At 38.6% G+C, this 16,485-nt stretch carries 19 protein-coding genes and 1 pseudogene; 14 read left to right on the top strand and 6 right to left on the bottom strand.

Annotated features, from left to right (window positions below; translation table 11 throughout):
- The first annotated feature begins 14 nt into the window (after positions 1-14).
- The 8 genes from CVT05_RS03050 to CVT05_RS03015 all read left to right on the top strand — a co-directional run bounded on the left by CVT05_RS03050 (position 15) and on the right by CVT05_RS03015 (position 6,497).
- Positions 15-515, top strand: a complete 501-nt coding sequence (locus CVT05_RS03050) for an LPP20 family lipoprotein (protein ID WP_087576955.1) — start codon at positions 15-17, stop codon at positions 513-515.
- Entirely contained in the window at positions 491-883 is a 393-nt protein-coding gene (locus CVT05_RS03045; protein ID WP_107697792.1) for a hypothetical protein, read from the top strand. The genes CVT05_RS03050 and CVT05_RS03045 overlap by 25 nt, the downstream gene beginning before the upstream one ends.
- Before the next feature lie 11 nt (positions 884-894).
- Positions 895-2,049, top strand: coding sequence for a sigma-54-dependent transcriptional regulator (locus CVT05_RS03040; protein WP_107697791.1), 1,155 nt, complete (start codon positions 895-897; stop codon positions 2,047-2,049).
- Positions 2,050-2,098: 49 nt separating this feature from the next.
- Positions 2,099-3,124 (top strand): aspartate-semialdehyde dehydrogenase, encoded by a 1,026-nt coding sequence (locus CVT05_RS03035; RefSeq protein ID WP_021090917.1) that lies wholly within the window; start codon positions 2,099-2,101, stop codon positions 3,122-3,124.
- Between the two features lie 16 nt (positions 3,125-3,140).
- Positions 3,141-3,647 (top strand): YqhA family protein, encoded by a 507-nt coding sequence (locus tag CVT05_RS03030; protein WP_087578735.1) that lies wholly within the window; start codon positions 3,141-3,143, stop codon positions 3,645-3,647.
- A gap of 92 nt (positions 3,648-3,739) precedes the next feature.
- Positions 3,740-4,762 carry a uroporphyrinogen decarboxylase gene (hemE, locus tag CVT05_RS03025; RefSeq protein ID WP_107697790.1) on the top strand — a complete coding sequence of 341 codons (1,023 nt, stop codon included), beginning with the start codon at positions 3,740-3,742 and terminating at the stop codon, positions 4,760-4,762.
- A gap of 46 nt (positions 4,763-4,808) precedes the next feature.
- Positions 4,809-5,675, top strand: coding sequence for a radical SAM protein (locus tag CVT05_RS03020; RefSeq protein ID WP_107697859.1), 867 nt, complete (start codon positions 4,809-4,811; stop codon positions 5,673-5,675).
- The gene (locus CVT05_RS03015) at positions 5,676-6,497 is read left to right on the top strand and encodes a pyridoxamine kinase (RefSeq protein ID WP_107697789.1); all 822 of its coding nucleotides are present in this window, start codon (positions 5,676-5,678) and stop codon (positions 6,495-6,497) included. It begins immediately after the preceding gene.
- Between the two features lie 9 nt (positions 6,498-6,506).
- Here CVT05_RS03015 and CVT05_RS03010 read toward each other — a convergent pair whose 3' ends face one another.
- Complete coding sequence (locus CVT05_RS03010) at positions 6,507-6,866, bottom strand: DUF488 domain-containing protein (RefSeq protein WP_087579994.1); 360 nt, start codon at positions 6,864-6,866, stop codon at positions 6,507-6,509.
- 227 nt (positions 6,867-7,093) lie between these two features.
- On the opposite strand from CVT05_RS03010, the gene CVT05_RS03005 reads away from it, so the two are divergent.
- Positions 7,094-8,020 carry a ribose-phosphate pyrophosphokinase gene (locus CVT05_RS03005; RefSeq protein WP_072594149.1) on the top strand — a complete coding sequence of 309 codons (927 nt, stop codon included), beginning with the start codon at positions 7,094-7,096 and terminating at the stop codon, positions 8,018-8,020.
- A gap of 47 nt (positions 8,021-8,067) precedes the next feature.
- Here the strand turns inward: CVT05_RS03005 and tilS are convergent, their stop codons facing one another.
- The 3 genes from tilS to panC are packed head-to-tail and all read right to left on the bottom strand — an operon-like array spanning position 8,068 to position 11,188.
- Positions 8,068-9,057 (bottom strand): tRNA lysidine(34) synthetase TilS, encoded by a 990-nt coding sequence (gene tilS, locus CVT05_RS03000; protein ID WP_107697788.1) that lies wholly within the window; start codon positions 9,055-9,057, stop codon positions 8,068-8,070.
- A complete protein-coding gene (gene rimO, locus CVT05_RS02995; protein ID WP_107697787.1) occupies positions 9,054-10,364 on the bottom strand; it encodes a 30S ribosomal protein S12 methylthiotransferase RimO in 1,311 nt (436 codons plus the stop codon). Before rimO ends, tilS begins: the two co-directional genes overlap by 4 nt.
- A 2-nt stretch (positions 10,365-10,366) precedes the next feature.
- Complete coding sequence (panC, locus tag CVT05_RS02990) at positions 10,367-11,188, bottom strand: pantoate--beta-alanine ligase (protein ID WP_054196548.1); 822 nt, start codon at positions 11,186-11,188, stop codon at positions 10,367-10,369.
- 121 nt (positions 11,189-11,309) lie between these two features.
- Here panC and prfB point away from each other — a divergent pair, with 121 nt between their 5' ends.
- A complete protein-coding gene (prfB, locus tag CVT05_RS02985) occupies positions 11,310-12,410 on the top strand; it encodes a peptide chain release factor 2 (RefSeq protein ID WP_107697786.1) in 1,101 nt (366 codons plus the stop codon).
- 24 nt (positions 12,411-12,434) lie between these two features.
- On the opposite strand, the gene CVT05_RS02980 is transcribed toward prfB, so the two are convergent.
- Positions 12,435-12,986 (bottom strand): tetratricopeptide repeat protein, encoded by a 552-nt coding sequence (locus CVT05_RS02980; protein WP_087578743.1) that lies wholly within the window; start codon positions 12,984-12,986, stop codon positions 12,435-12,437.
- Positions 12,987-13,063: 77 nt separating this feature from the next.
- Here CVT05_RS02980 and CVT05_RS02970 point away from each other — a divergent pair, with 77 nt between their 5' ends.
- The 4 genes from CVT05_RS02970 to CVT05_RS02955 are packed head-to-tail and all read left to right on the top strand — an operon-like array spanning position 13,064 to position 16,015.
- Positions 13,064-13,384, top strand: coding sequence for a hypothetical protein (locus tag CVT05_RS02970; RefSeq protein ID WP_021090811.1), 321 nt, complete (start codon positions 13,064-13,066; stop codon positions 13,382-13,384).
- Positions 13,385-13,386: 2 nt separating this feature from the next.
- The gene (locus tag CVT05_RS02965) at positions 13,387-14,727 is read left to right on the top strand and encodes a dihydrolipoyl dehydrogenase family protein (RefSeq protein ID WP_107697785.1); all 1,341 of its coding nucleotides are present in this window, start codon (positions 13,387-13,389) and stop codon (positions 14,725-14,727) included.
- Positions 14,728-14,737: 10 nt separating this feature from the next.
- The gene (locus CVT05_RS02960; protein WP_021090816.1) at positions 14,738-15,391 is read left to right on the top strand and encodes a tetratricopeptide repeat protein; all 654 of its coding nucleotides are present in this window, start codon (positions 14,738-14,740) and stop codon (positions 15,389-15,391) included.
- Entirely contained in the window at positions 15,392-16,015 is a 624-nt protein-coding gene (locus CVT05_RS02955; protein ID WP_107697784.1) for a tetratricopeptide repeat protein, read from the top strand.
- A 171-nt stretch (positions 16,016-16,186) separates the two neighbouring features.
- Here CVT05_RS02955 and CVT05_RS09450 read toward each other — a convergent pair.
- Positions 16,187-16,339 (bottom strand): annotated as a pseudogene (locus CVT05_RS09450) (2-hydroxyacyl-CoA dehydratase family protein); the annotation flags it as partial.
- Between the last annotated feature and the right edge of the window lie 146 nt (positions 16,340-16,485).

Below are 16,485 nucleotides of genomic sequence, written 5' to 3'. Positions count from 1 at the left end.
AAAAAAGGTTGTTTATGAAGGTTAAAAATTTATCTTTTGCTTTGATGGTCGCTATTTTTAGCGGTTGCTCATTTAACGGCTTTATGGGCGAGCCAACTAGCACATCAAACCGCAACGTAGTCATCCAAAAGGTCGATAAAGACGATCTTAGAGAGGTGATGAGAAAAGAGAAGATGATATATGATAGCGCTCCAAAAGAGACCACTTTTAGAGCCACAGGCGAGGGCATAGCTCCGCTAAATTCGCTCTCTTATGCTCAGTCAGTCACTCTTGCAAAAAGAGCAGCTATGGCTGATGCTTATTCGCAGCTTGCTGGTAAGCTTTATGGCGTAAAGATCAACGCTGAAGATACCGTAAGAGACGCGATGCTAAACGACTCATCTATCACTTCAAAGGTTCAAGGACTTGTTAAAAACGCAAGGATCGTGAATGAAAATTTCAAAGATGGGCTTTATAAGGTAAATATGGAGCTTAAGATAGACGAAGATAAGTGGCGAGAAGTCTTTTCTTACTAACAATACTTTTAAATTTCGCCTTTTGCCTGGAGGAGTTTATCTTCTGGGCGAAGGTTGATACGAAAAATCAAATAGTTGCCTTTGAAGAAATTTCATTTTCTAAGGCGATGACTCTCTCGCCAAATCCAAAACCAAAATTTCTTTGCCAGATAGATGCTTTTAAAGATGAAAACACCACAACTCTTGGCTTTTTAAATTTACACAAAGATGAAATTTTTGACTGCTTTGCTTTAAAAAAAGTAATGATAAAAAATGAACTAAATATCAAAAATGCACAGATCTCAAATGCCTCAAATTTGAAAATTTTGCCAGTTAGATTTATGGTGGAATTTAAGCCAAAATCCGCTATCATCGGCATACTTCAATAAAAAGAGATCAAATGAATATCGTCATAGTAGAAGATGACATCAATATGCGAAAGTCGCTTGAGATCGCGCTTGGCGAGTATGAAGAGCTAAACATCAAGAGCTATAAGAGCGCAGTTGAGGCTCTAAAAAAGCTAAGCGACGACACTGATCTAATAATCACCGACATAAACATGCCAAAAATGGACGGACTTGAGTTTATTAAGGAGTTAAACGGCAAATTTGACGTCATCATAATGACAGGAAACGCGACACTTAATAAGGCGATAGAAAGCGTTAGGCTCGGCGTAAAGGACTTTTTAACCAAGCCGTTTGACGTCTCAACGCTTTACGAGGCGATAAAAAGGGTCGAGCTTCTTAAGCAAAAAACTCCAAAAACTATAAAAAAAATAGAAATAAAAAGCGAAAATAACGACTTTTTAGCCACTTCAAAGGCACTTGAAGCGACGCTAAATATCGCACTAAAAGCTGCAAGAACCGATGCTTCAATAATGCTTAGTGGCGAAAGCGGCGTTGGTAAGGAGGTCTTTGCTAAATTTATCCACGCAAACTCACCTAGAAAAGATGCAGCATTTGTTGCTTTAAATATGGCGGCGATTCCTGAAAATTTGATAGAAAGTGAGCTTTTTGGCTTTGAAAAGGGTGCCTTTACTGATGCTGCGACTACCAAAAAAGGGCAGTTTGAGCTGGCAAATGGAGGAACGCTATTTTTAGATGAGATCGGCGAGATGCCTATAAATTTACAGCCAAAATTGCTTCGTGCCTTGCAGGAGCGCGAGATAACAAGACTTGGTGCCACAAAGAGCGAAAAGATAGACGTTCGCATCATCTGCGCTACAAATGCAAATTTAGAGCTTGCGATGAGGGAAGGTAGGTTTAGAGAGGATCTTTTCTACCGCCTAAACACGATCCCACTTTTTATCCAGCCACTTCGCGAGCGAAAGGATGAAATTTTGCCTATCGCGCAGGATACTTTAGAAAAATGTTGCAAAGAGTATGGCTTTGAGGCTAAAAATTTTTCAAAAGCGGCAAAAGAGGAGCTTTTGGGCTACGACTATCCAGGCAACATAAGAGAGCTCATCTCAGTCGTGCAAAGAGCGGCGATACTAAGCGAGGGTGATGAAATTTTGCCAAATGATCTATTTTTACAAGCCAGAAACAAAAAATAGCCATAAATTTAAGTAAAATTACGAAAATTAAAAAAGATAAGGAGAGCAGATGAGAAAATTTAACGTAGCTGTCGTTGGCGCTACTGGAGCGGTCGGCGAAGAGCTTTTTAGAGTGATGGAGGAGGTTGATTTCCCAGTTGGAGAGCTTTTGCCGCTTGCTAGTGCAAAAAGTGCTGGTAGCGAGATCGAATTTAATGGCAAATATTACAAAGTAAAAGAGCTAACCGAAAAGGTTTTTAGCGAGCACGAGATAGATATTGCTTTTTTTAGTGCGGGCGGTTCAGTCTCAGAAAAGTTTGCCAAATTTGCAGCTGATAGTGGCGCAGTAGTCATCGATAACACCAGCCATTTTAGGATGGATAAAGACATTCCTCTTGTTGTGCCAGAGTGTAATCCAAGCGACATTGCTATGTGGAAAAATCGCGGTATCATCGCAAATCCAAACTGCTCAACCATCCAAATGGTGCAAATTTTAAAACCACTAAACGACGCTTTTAGTATCAATAGAGTTGATGTCTCTACATACCAAGCAGCAAGCGGTGCTGGCAAAGAGGGTATGGAAGAGCTTGTTGTTCAGATGCAAAAATTCTTTGAGTTTAAGCTTGATGAGTGCGAGCCAAAGGTATTTGCGCACCGCCTAGCGCTAAATGTGATCCCTCACATCGATGTCTTTTTGGACAATGACTACACAAAAGAAGAGATGAAAATGGTCAATGAGACGCAAAAAATTCTTCACAAAGATATAGAAGTTAGCGCTACCTGTGTGCGTGTGCCAGTGCTTAGAAGCCACTCAGAGGCGATCACTATCCACTTTGATAAAGATGTAAGTGCGGATGCAGCAAGAGAAATTTTAAGCAAAGCTCCAAGCGTCGTCGTAGTCGATAATCCGGCAAATAAAGAGTATCCGATGCCTATCATTTCAAGCGATACAAATGAGACTTATGTCGGTAGGATCAGAGTTGATAATTACAGACCTAATGTGCTTCATCTTTGGTGCAGTGCCGATCAGATACGCGTAGGGGCTGCGACAAATGCCGTCAGGATCGCGCAAAAGTGGATCGCGATGCAAGAGTAAATAAAAAGGATTTTTATTGCGTAAGATATTTGAAAAAATTTTGCTTGCAAGCAACAGCTTTACACTTTTTCCAGTAGTTTTTGGACTTTTAGGTGCGATCGTGCTTTTCATAATCGCAAGCTATGACGTCGGCAAGGTACTTTTAGAAGTTTATAAATATTTCTTTGCTGCAGATTTTCACGTTGAAAATTTTCACTCAGAAGTCGTTGGCGAGATCGTTGGAGCGATCGATCTATACTTGATGGCGCTTGTTCTTTATATATTTAGCTTTGGAATTTACGAGCTTTTCATCTCAGAGATCACACAGTTAAAGCAGTCAAAGCAGAGTAAGGTGCTTGAAGTGCATTCGCTTGATGAGCTAAAAGATAAGCTTGGCAAAGTGATCGTCATGGTCTTAATCGTAAATTTCTTCCAAAGGGTGCTTCACGCAAACTTCACAACTCCGCTTGAGATGGCATATCTTGCGGCTTCTATCCTTGCACTTTGCCTTGGACTTTACTTCCTTCACAAGGGAGATCACTAAAATTTTAAGCGTTTTTACGCTTAAAATTTCCCCTACATCTTTTCTTTAGCTATTTTTAGGTAATATCCCTTTAAAAATTTAAAGGAAATTTAATGATTTTTATAGACGCATGCCTTAAAAAACCTACCCATTATACGCCTGTTTGGATGATGCGCCAGGCTGGTAGATATCTACCAGAGTATATGCGAGTACGTGCGCAAGCAGGGGATTTTTTATCTCTTTGCAAAGACTACAAAAAGGCTAGCGAAGTTACGCTTCAACCAGTTGAAATTCTTGGCGTTGATGCGGCGATTTTATTTAGCGACATTCTCGTTGTGCCTCTTGAAATGGGCATGGATCTACGTTTTGAAAAGGGTGAGGGTCCAGTTTTTACAGAGCCTTTGCGTGATAAAGCTGCACTTGACGTACTAAGTATCGAAAAATCGACTAAAAATTTAGCATACGTCTATGATACGATCAAACTTACAAGAGAAAATTTAGCCAAAGATAAGGCGCTCATTGGCTTTTGCGGCGCACCTTGGACGATAGCTACATACATGATCGAGGGTGGTGGCAGTAAAACTTATGCGGTCTGCAAAAAAATGCTCTATCAAAATCCAGAATTTTTGCATCAAATTTTAGAAAAAGTGACGCAAGCTCTCATCCTTTACGTCAAAGAGCAGATAAGAGCAGGCGTAAATGCGGTGCAAATTTTTGACAGCTGGGCAGCTGCACTTGAGGAGCAGGCTTATTTTGAGTTTGGATTTAACTACATTAATAAAATAGTTGATAGCGTTAAGGCTGAATTTCCAGAAATTCCGGTCATCGTTTTCCCAAAAGGGATAAGCGGCTATCTGGATAAAATTTCAGGTAAATTTGACGTTTTTGGCGTTGACTGGAGTACACCGATCGAGCTAGCCAAAGCAAAACTTAGCCCAAGATACGTCCTTCAAGGCAATATGGAGCCAACAAGGCTTTATAGCAAAAAGGCCATAGATGAGGGTGTAGATAAAATTTTAAGCACGATGAAAGGCGCGCCTCATATTTTCAATCTTGGGCATGGAATTTTGCCTGATGTGCCAGTTGAGAATGCAAAATATTTCATAAAACAGGTGCAGACAAAAAGTGCAAGGTAATAAGCCTTGCATCGTCTTTGGACCGATAAATTCTCGCCGTTTTGGCATGAGCCTTGGCATCGATCTAAGCCCAAAGCAAAAATCATGTAATTTTGACTGTGTTTATTGCGAGCTAAGTGGCGCAAAAACAGTCAATTCGATAGAAAATCCGCCAAGTGTTGACGAGATCATAAACGATTTAAAAGAAGCATTAAAAACTCATCAAAACATCGACGTCATCACTCTTACAGCAAATGGTGAACCAACTCTTTACCCGTACTTAAAAGAGCTGATAGCAAAAGTAAATGAGCTAAAAGGTGGCGCAAAAACACTCATTTTGAGTAATGGCTCAGGCGTGTGTGATCCAAAAATTTGTGAAGCGCTAAATGGGCTTGATATAGTGAAATTTAGCCTTGATAGCGCGGTGCAAAGCACATTTAAAAAGATAGACCGCAACAAAAGCGGTATAGAAGTTAGCGAGCTCATAAAAGCGATGGCTAAATTTTGCAAGGAATTTAAGGGCGAGCTTGTGCTTGAAATTTTGGTTGTGACTGGATTTAACGACAAAGAAGAGGAATTTATAGCTCTAAATACAGCGATAAATGAGATAGCTCCGCACCGAGTGGATATTGGCACGATAGATCGCCCACCAGCTTATAATGTAAAGGGTGTAGACGCCAAAAAACTAGAGGAGCTAGCCAAGCAGATAAGTGGCGTACCGGTTAATATAGCTAAAGCTCACAAAATAGAGCAAAAGTATAACTTTAGTGAGGAAGAAATTTTAGAAATGCTAAGGCGTCGTCCGCAAACTATCGCAAATGTTGAAGAAAATTTCTCAGAGCACTCAAAGCAAATTTTAAACAAGCTCTTGCAACAAGATGTGGTTTATCTAGCCGATGTTGCTGGGGTAAAATTTTACAAACTAAGAGCATAAATGAAAAGAATCCTTACAATACAAGATATCTCGTGCGTTGGTAAATGTTCCCTTACCGTTGCACTTCCAATAATTAGCGCTCAAGGCATTGAGGCGTGCATATTGCCTACTGCGCTACTTTCGACTCATACTGGCTTTAAAAATTTCACATTTCGTGATCTGACTGATGAATTTGACGCAATAACACGAGTATGGCACAAAGAAAATATCGCATTTGATGGAATTTATACCGGATTTTTAGGTAGCTTTAGTCAGCTTGAGCTGATAGAGAAAATTTTTAATGAGTTTAATGACTCTTCACTAATACTTGTAGATCCTTGCATGGGCGACAATGGCAAGCTCTACCATGGATTTGATGAAAAATTTGTTATGAAAATGCGTGAGCTTTGCACAAAGGCTCACGTCATCACGCCAAATATAACTGAAGCAAGCTTTATGTGCGGGATGCCGTTTTTAGGCAGTGACTATAAGCAAGATTATATTTTAGAGTTGCTTGAAGGCTTAGCTAGCTTTGGAGTTAGAAAGATTGTGCTAAAGGGCATTAGATACAAGCAAAATGAATGTGGCATCATAGCTTACGACACAAAGACAAAAGAGAAGGTAGAGTATTTTCACGAATTTTTGCCATTTCACACGAGTGGAACTGGAGATATATTTGCTTCTGTGCTTTTTGGCTCACTAGTAAATGGCGAAAGCATGCAAAATGCCATCAAAAAGGCAGCAAACTTTGTGCTTAGCAGCATTAAAATCACGCTAAAAGATAAGAGCCGCACATGGTATGGTGTACAGTTTGAAAAGATACTTGGCACTCTTGCAAAATAGGCTGGCAAACTACTTATTTAAAATTTTTAATAACACAACGATATGGCAAAGATTTATATCTTTGCTAGCTGTTAGAAGTGCTATATCGCCATGCTCTTTTTCTAGTTTTTTTAGCATTTTAAAGCAAGATTGCGCTTTTTCATTATCAAGCTCGAGCTCAAATTTCTCACAAAACTCATCAAATCTGGCTTCTCTATCTTCATGAAACCACTCTCTTAAAGCAGTGCTTGGTGTGATATCTTTTAACCAAAGGAAATTTGAAAATATCTCTTTTCTTATGCCTCTTGGATAGAGTCTATCAACAAAAGCCGCCTTCATATCCAAACTATCATCTTTGATAAAATCATAAATTCTATAAGCTTTAAACATGTTGTGATTGTAGTCCTATAATGTTTATAAATAAAAAAATATTCTTAGTTATCTTATATTTTTTATACTTGTTTAAATTTTAAGGTTTGTAAAATCAAAGCTCAAATTTTTGATTGTGGTGATAAGAATTAAACTAGGGCTAGAAAATAGTCCTAAAAAGAATAAATTTAAATTAAAGCTCGTTTTGATAAAATCCCAACATAAAAATCACTAAAAGGGTTATCATTATGAGAGGCTATAAAATTTTCTCAGGAACGGCCAATATTGAGCTTTCAAAGAAAATTTCGCAATATCTTTCACTTCCTCTTAGCGAGGCAAGCATAAAAAGATTTAGCGATGGAGAGATCAGCGTGCAAATCGGCGAGAGCGTGCGCGGAAAAGATGTTTTTGTCATTCAGCCAACATGTGCACCGACAAATACAAATTTAATGGAACTACTTATTTTAACTGACGCTTTAAGACGCAGTAGTGCAAGCTCTATAACAGCGATTGTGCCGTATTTTGGCTACGCTAGACAAGATAGAAAAGCAGCTCCTAGAGTGCCGATCACTGCAAAGCTAGTGGCAAACATGATGCAAACAGCAGGTATCGATAGAGTCGTCACTATGGATCTTCACGCAGGACAAATTCAAGGATTCTTTGATATTCCGGTTGATAACCTTTATGGAAGCATCATTTTTAATGACTACGTAAGAGCTAAAAATCTACCAAATCCAATCGTTGCAAGCCCTGATGTAGGCGGCGTGGCTCGTGCTAGAGCCTTGGCTAAAAATCTAAATCTTGACATGGTTATTGTTGATAAACGCCGCGAAAAAGCAAACGAGAGCGAAGTGATGAATATAATTGGCGACGTAAATGGCAAAGATGTGATTTTGGTTGATGATATGATCGATACAGCTGGCACGATCGTAAAAGCAGCTGAAATTTTTAAAGAGCGTGGCGCAACTAGCGTTATGGCGTTTTGTACGCACCCAGTCCTTAGTGGGCCAGCTTACGATAGGCTAAGACTAGGCTTTTTAGATGAGCTAGTGGTAACAGATACGATACCTTTAGCAGAGGAGCTACCTTGTATAAAAGTGCTAAGTGCGGCTTCTTTATTTGGTGAAGTGATACGCCGTGTATATCACAATGAAAGCGTAAATAGCTTATTTTAATTAATCTTGGCTTTTGTTTTGAGTGTTTCAGGCAAAAGCCAAATCTTTCAATATTTATTAGAATTTAATTTTGATAAATCAAAATTTATAGCAAAAAGATAGCCTCTATTTATAGCTGGAATTTTTAAAATTCTAGCCTTCTCTTTAAAAATTTTTGGCATTATGGCTTTACAAAATGGAGTTACTAGAAGGTAAGCATCTGCGTATCCGACAGCGATCTTGCCACTTAGCACCACGCTTGTTTGCTTTGCTAAATTTGCACTTAGCTCATCTTTTTGAGCTTTGCTTAGAAGCACGTTTAGCTCTTTTGCCGCCATATCGACACCTCGCACAACGTTGCTATCATTTTTTATGATAAAAATTTCATTACTTATTTTTGTGATATTTGGCATTAAAATTTGTCTATCGGCTTCTAAAAACTCAAAGCTTTTTTTTACGCCATTAAAATAATTATCTAAAAATGGCTCACTAAAATTTAGCCTCATGAAGCTTCTTTTAAACTCACCTTTTAAATTTGTCTCATCGATAAAATAGTGTAAATTTCTCTCGTCAAGATAGCTTTGAAGCTCTTTTTTGCGTAAATTTAAAAGCGGCCTAACTAGCCAGAAGTGCTTTCTTTTTTCAAGCTCACTCATGCCAAAGAGCTCTTTTAGTCCAGCACCCTTACTAAGCTGCATCAAAAACCACTCAAATTTATCGTCAAACTGATGAGCTAGGATTAAATTTTCGTAGCCAAATTTTTGGCAAATCTCTCCAAAAAACTCATATCTTACCTCGCGCGCGTTTTTTTCAAAATTTGACTTATCTAAAAAAACGCTTTTGGTATAAATTTTTTTACCAAATTTATCTGCGAGCTCTTTTGCACTTTTTATCTCGCTTTTACTTTGCTCTCGAACATTGTAATCAACCATCGCTAGATCAAATTTGATCCCAGCCTCTTCTAAAATATAAAAAAGTGCAGTGCTGTCTATACCGTGCGAGAATGCAAGCAGGTTTGCACCTAAGTTTAGCTTTTCTCGCACATTTTTGCTTATCATTTTACTTTTTTGATGATTCGTGCGATTAGCTTTTGATCGACCACGTCGCTTGCTTCGCAAAGATAGAGCGAGCCGATCTCAAGCTCTTTTAAGTCGCTTTCGTTGATTAAAATTTCGCCGTCTATATCTTTATCCCAGATATCTTTTTTGGCCGCGTAAAACATCTCTCCCTCGCTACTTTCGCCCTCAAGAGAAGCATAAATTTGCTTACCAAGCTCTTTTTGCAAGCTCTCATTTATCGCTTTTTTAGTGATCTTTTCTATCTTATTTAGTCTTTTTGAGATGATTTTAGCTGGGATTTGCTCCATTTCAAAAGAGGCAGTGTCTTCTTCTTTCGAGTAGGCAAAGGCGGAAATTCTATCAAATTTAAACTCTTCTAAAAACTTGCAAAGCTCCTCAAAATCATCCTCGCTCTCGCCCGGGTGTCCCACGATGACACCAGTTCGTAAGAATGAATTCTCGGCATTTCTCATCAAATTTAAAAGCTCTTTTATCTTTTTAGCACCGCTTCCACGCTTCATTATCTTTAGCATGTCTTCGCTGATGTGTTGGATGGGCATGTCGAAGTAGTTGTGAAAGACAGGCGAAGCGATGATACGTTCAATTAGCTCCTTGCTGGTCGTGCTTGGGTAGAGGTAAAGTATCCTAGCACTCCTTACGCCTTTTATCTTTTCTATCTCATCTATTAAATTTATAAGCCCGTCGCTAATACCGTGATCGCGCATATATGAGCTTGAGTCTTGGGATAAAAAGCTAAAGTCGTAGTAGCCTTTTTTGACTAGATTTTTGACCTCATTTATGATGTTTTCAAGCGAGCGCGATTTTAGCTTGCCTTTAAATGTCGGTATCGCGCAAAAGCTACACTTTTGGTTGCAGCCCTCTGAAATTTTGATGTAGGCGTGGTAGTTTGAGCCAGTTATCACACGCTCTTCATTTGCTTGCAGATAAGTTTGCGGACTAAATAAATTTTGCTTTTTCAAGATGATCTCATCTATCTTGTCGTAGTCGGCCACACCAGTAAAGAGATCAACTTCAGGCAGCTCTTTCATAAGCTCGTCTTTGTAGCGCTGCATAAGACAGCCAGTCACTACCAGCAAAGAGCCATTTTTGCGGGCTTCGTGCATTTCAAGTATGGTTTGGATACTCTCTTCTTTGGCAGATTTTATAAAGCCGCAGGTATTTACGATGATGACGTCAGCATCGCTGATATCATCCGTGATATCGTAGTTTTGCAGTCTACCAAGCATGATCTCAGAATCAACTAAATTTTTGTTACAGCCAAGTGAAATTAAGTGAAGTTTTGGCATTTTTAGATCCAGATGTTGTCTATTAGCCTAGTTTTACCAACGTAAGCTGCTACTAAAATGATGGTGTTATTTTTTTCTATTTTGGAAATTTCATTTAAATTTCTATCCGTAATGGCGACATAATCAACCTTTAATGGCTCTAACACTTCAAGCATCTTTGTTTTGATCTCACTTGTGTCTTCCTCGCCGTTTTGGATCAAATTTTGTGCTTTATTTAGCGATCTTGAAAGCCTTAGAGCATTACATTTATCTTCGTCGCAGATATAGACATTTCTACTTGAAAGTGCAAGTCCGTCCGGCTCTCTAACGATATCGCAAGCCACTAGGCTGGTATTAAGAAAAAATGTCTTTATCATGTTTTGCACGATGATTAATTGTTGTGTATCTTTTTTGCCCATATAGACGCTATTTGCACGAGTTAGTCGAAATAGCTTATTTAGCACTCTTAAGACGCCATCAAAGTGGCCTGGCCTAGTTTTGCCCTCTAAGATAGCTGAAAATTTCTTTGGAGCGATGATTAGAGGCTCATCTTCAAAGTAAAGCTCATTAGCATCTGGGATAAAAATAGCGCTAACGCCATTTTGCTCGCAAATTTTAATGTCGTTTTGTTCGTTTCTTGGGTATTTGTCCAGATCTTCGCCTGGTAAAAATTGAGTTGGATTAACGAATGTTGAGACGATACTTATCTCATTTTCGCTCACGCATTTTTTGATAAGGCTAACATGTCCGTCATGAAGTGCGCCCATGGTTGGCACAAAACCGATCTTTGAGCTTGTGCTAGAGACGAAATTTTGAAGTTCTTTTATAGTTCTTATGATTTGCATTTTTGACTCTTTTTGTTTGAAATTTTAACTTGGCATTTTAACAAAAAAGGATTAAAAGGGCGTAAATTTAAAAATGTAAGCAACTTTTGGCTAAAATCGGCAAAAAATTTTGGAGAAAAACTTGGATAGTTACGAATACAACGAGCTTTTAAAGAAGCTACAAACAAAAGTTGAAAATATAGGCTCTATCGTAAAGCCTGAAGAGATCAAGGCTAGACTAAAAGAGATCGAGGCTACTGAGCAAGATCCTGATTTTTGGCAAGATATCGCAAGAGCAGGGGCGCTAAATAAAGAAAAGACAAAAATTTCAAATATGCTTGCAAAATTTAACGACGCTAATCAGGCAGTAAGCGATGCGAAGGAGCTTTTTGAGCTAGCAAATTCTGAAAATGACGAGGAGACTATAAATTCTCTTTTTGATGACGCTAAAAATTTAGATGAAAAGATAGTAAATCTTGAAATTTCTATGCTTTTAAGTGGCGAGGATGACGGCAAAAATGCGATCGTATCGATCCATCCTGGAGCTGGCGGCACTGAGAGTAACGACTGGGCGAGCATGCTTTATAGGATGTATCTTAGATTTTGCGAGCGCGAGGGCTTTAAAGTCGAGACTCTTGACTTTCAAGAGGGCGATGAGGCTGGACTAAAAGACGTGAGCTTTATCGTAAAAGGTGAAAATGCCTATGGATATTTTAAAGCAGAAAATGGTATCCACAGGCTCGTTCGCACAAGTCCATTTGATAGTGCAGGGCGCCGTCATACAAGCTTTTCAAGCGTTATGGTAAGCCCTGAAGTAGATGATGACATAGAGATCGAGATCGAGGAAAAAGATCTAAAGATAGACACTTATAGAGCCAGTGGCGCAGGCGGTCAGCACGTAAATAAGACTGAATCTGCCATCCGCATCACACATATACCAACTGGTATCGTCGTGCAGTGCCAAAACGACCGTAGCCAGCACAAAAATAGAGCTACAGCGATGAAAATGTTAAAATCTCGTCTTTACGAGCTTGAGCTGATGAAGCAGCAAGAGGCGAGCAACAGCGTGGAAAAGAGCGAGATCGGCTGGGGACACCAGATAAGATCATACGTGCTTTTCCCATATCAGCAGGTAAAAGACAACCGCAGTGGCGAGGCATACTCGCAAACTGATGCGATACTTGATGGAGATATCAAAAAGATGATAGAGGGCGTCTTGATCGCTCAAAAGGCTGAGGCGTAATAAATTTATAAAAAGAGATGAGAGCTAAAATTTCATCTCTTTTAGCTTTGTGCAAGCTTCTTCTTTACCTTTAAAGCAAGCTTCATCAAGATAAATTCTCGCTTTTTTATAGTCATTTTTGCCCAGATAGATAAGCCCCAGATCGTAGCTGGCCTCGCTTGAGCCAAGGCTTGTGGCTTTTTCGTAAAAATATATTGCTTTTTCTAAATTTTTATTGACCCCAAGGCCGTACTCGTAGATATATCCAGCACTTCTTAGCCCGTCTATATTGCCGTATCTGCCAGCTGTTTCAAACCAAAAAAGTGCTCTTAAGATATCTTTGCTAAAGCCTTTGCCATCACGAAAACAAATGCCAGTTTGCTGCATGGCTAGAACATTTCCATCTTTTGCATAATCATAAAATCTCTTACAAGCCTTTGGATAGTTGCCTTCATTGTATAGATAGATGGCGTCTGCTATTTGCTCGACCTCTGGATCAAGTGGTGGCTCACTGAGGCCAAAATTTTGTGAAATTTGATCTAACGAACATCCCCAAAATAGCAAAACACTAAACACAAAAATGATAAATTTTTTCATATTTGTCCTTGAAAATTTAGGCGATTTTATCCAATTTTATCTTATAATGCCCGCAAATTTTAAGCAAAAGGAACGATATGGATCATAATGCACTTTTAATCCAGCTTGGCTATAACGTCAATGAAACGACCACTGCTCAAATGTGTAGAATTTTAAACAATACTGATGGTCTTTTGCCAAAGAGTATAATTGAACTAAACGATCATTTAAAGCCGCACCTTTGTTTTGTGGCGATGAGTGGAAGTGAAGATAGACTAAAGATAAAAAATGTAGCTACCGTTAATGAAATAAAAGAGCGAGTTGATGAGATTATAAAAAACTGGGCTAATAAATATAAAATGGAGCTAAAAAAGATAAATGAAACAACTTACTATGTAATGGGAAAGATAAGGGACTGAAAATGAAATATGATATTGTAATTATTGGTTTTGGAAAGGCTGGCAAAACGCTAGCGGTTAAGGCTGCCGCACTTGGCAAAAAAGTGGCTCTTGTAGAGAGATCACCAAAGATGTACGGAGGCACTTGCATAAATGTTGGCTGCATACCAACCAAACGTCTAATAACAGCCGCTAAAGAGGCAAAATTTGTAAATAATAGCGTTGAAAGCGAATATTACACGCTTAGCGTGGAAAATAAAAATAAGCTAATCTCAGCTTTGAATGCTAAAAACTATGCAATGCTAAATGATAAAGAAAATATCGATGTGATCGATGGTGTTGGCTCATTTGCTAGTGAAAATAGTGTACTTGTAACAACGCCAAGCGGCGAGAAAAAGATAATAGAGGGCGACTTTATCATTATAAATAGTGGCTCAAAAGAAGTAGATGCTCCTTTTGAGGTTGTAAGCTCAAATGTATTTTCAAGCCAAACTTTGCTTGATCTAAAAAATTTACCAAAGCATTTTGTCATTATCGGTAGTGGTTTTATCGGTATAGAGTTTGCATCGATGTTTGCAAATTTTGGCTCAAAAGTGACTATCATAGGGCGTTCAAAACTACTTAAAAACGAAGATGATGATATAGCTAATAGCGTAAAAGAAGCTCTTAGAGTCCAAGGCGTTGAAATTTTAGAGGGTTGCGAGATAGAGTGCATTAAAGAAAATGTATTAAATTTCAAGCAAAATGGCGAGCAAAGATGCCTTAGAGCTGATGCATTTTTGCTCGCGCTTGGCAGAGTGGCAAATGTGGATGATTTAAATTTAAAAGCTGCTGGAGTTGAGCTAAATGAAAAAGGCTTTATAAAGACAAATGAAAATCTTCAAACAAATATGCCAAACATCTATGCGGTAGGCGACGTGCGCGGCGGAGAGCTTTTTACTTACACGAGCTTGGATGATTTTAGGATAGTTTATTCACAAATTTTTGGTGATAAAAAGAGAAATACCAAAAATAGAAGTATTCATGCAAATGTGCTATTTACCGACACTCCATTAGCAAGAGTTGGAGTAAATGCAAAAGAGGCTAGCAAGCTTGGGCTAAATTTTAAAGAGCTAAAGCTTAGCATGGCAACAGTACCAGGCGCAAAAGTCCTAAATCACGATGTAGGTATGCTAAAAGCTATCGTTGATGCACAAAGCGGCGAAATTTTGGGTGCTAGCTTTCACTGCATCTATGCAAATGAGCTGATAAATGAAATCGCAATTGCAATGAATTTAAAAGCAAATGCAAATTTCTTTAAAAATCAAATTTTCACTCATCCAAGTATCAGTGAAGCACTAAATGACTTGTTTGGACAATTTTAAAAGGAAAAGAATGAAAAAATATTTATTGCTTTTATCGGCTTTATTTTTCACTGGCTGCTTAAATGTGATTGGTGTAGGACAAAAACAAGATGATTCGTGGCAGCAACCAAAGGATGAAAAAATAGTGCAAAATAAAGAGCAAATTTCAAGAAATGCGATCGAAATTTTAATACCAAAATGCGAAGAAGGCGATGCGGAAGCTTGCAACGATTTGGGTGTAAATTACGAGCTTTTAAAAGAATATGAAAATGCTTTAACAAATTATAAAAAAGCTTGCGATGCTAAAGTACAAGTCGGTTGTGCAAATTTGGGCACTCTTTATGAGCTTGGACTCGGAGTTAAAAAAAATCCAAAAAAGGCAATTTCTATTTATAAAGAAAGTTGTAATGGCGGAGGCATGCAAGCTTGCTATCACTTAGGCAATGCTTATAGAAAAGGCGAAATCGTTAAGAGAGATTATTACTTAGCAATGCAAGCTTATACAAATGCATGCAATGCTGGCGATTTGCCAAGTTGCGCCAATATCGGAGCGATGTATGAGCTTGGTCTTGGTGTCAATAAAGACGAAAAAAGGGCTTATGGAATTTATAAAGTCGCTTGCTTTCGTGGGCTAAGCAAGGCATGCCCACAGATGAAAAGACTAGGCACAAAGCTAGGAATGTAAGTGAAAAAGGTCTTAAATTTTGGTCTTATTTTGGCTATGGGCTTTATGCTTAGTGGTTGCTGGTCTTGGCAAAAGATGGTAAGCTTTGGCTTTTGGCAAAGTGATGAAGAGGCTAGGGCAGAGCGTCTTGAGCTTGAAAAAGAGAAGATGATGCAAAACTGCGAGGGTGGAAATAGCATCGACTGTAACAACCTAGCTGTAAATTTTAGCAACGAAAAGGACTTTGTAAAAGCAAAAGGCTACTACGAAAAAGCTTGCAATGCTGGGCTTGCGACGGCTTGTTCAAATTTAGGTCAAATTTATGAGCAAGGGCTGATTGATGAGCAAAAAGATATGGAAAAAGCTCTAAAGCTTTATAAACTAGCTTGTGATAGCGGCGACGGCGTTGGCTGCTATAATGAGGCTATGGGGCTAAAATCCTACATCGAAAGCGAAAATTTAAAGACTCATAAGATAGATAGAGCCAAGGCTGAGTCTAGAGTGCTAAGGCTTTTGGCAAAGAGTTGCGAACTTGAGTATGCTCAGTCGTGCTTTTTGCTTGCAAAGCTAAGCGGCGATGAAACAAAGGCAGACGCACTTTACAAAAGAGCCTGCCAACTTGGCAAATGTGTGGATAAAAAGTAATACTAGTCAAAATACTGTTCTAAAAATTCGTAACAAATCAACAAAGGCTCTTTCTTGAGCCTTTTAAAATTTTATATTTTAATTGAGAAATTCTAAAAATGCCTCCAAGCGTGTACAGATCTGGCCAACATACATCTTGTTTGGAGTAGTCAGTTTCAAGACTCATATAGCTTACACCAGCTTCTTTGCTGCTTCTTTTATCTTGTTTGTTTTTATTGCATAAGTGTGACAGCCACTTAAAACGATATCTATTGCACCATCTACTTTATATTCATCTACAAATTTTTTGATAGCATCAGATCTTGCGTCGTTTTTGTACATTACTGAAGAGGGACATCTTTATGTAATGTTTGGCGATATTTTCTACAAGGTCGCCTTGTGTACTCATATTATTTTTAAATTTTTAGTTCCTGTACGGTTTTCAAAAACTACTACACCCGCTTCTACACTTACTCTTCCATATTCAGTAG

The organism is Campylobacter concisus (assembly GCF_003049705.1).
Taxonomy (GTDB): Bacteria; Campylobacterota; Campylobacteria; order Campylobacterales; family Campylobacteraceae; genus Campylobacter_A; species Campylobacter_A concisus_AR.
Note: the sequence above shows the minus strand (reverse complement) of the source record. Positions and strands in the feature narration are given on the sequence as shown.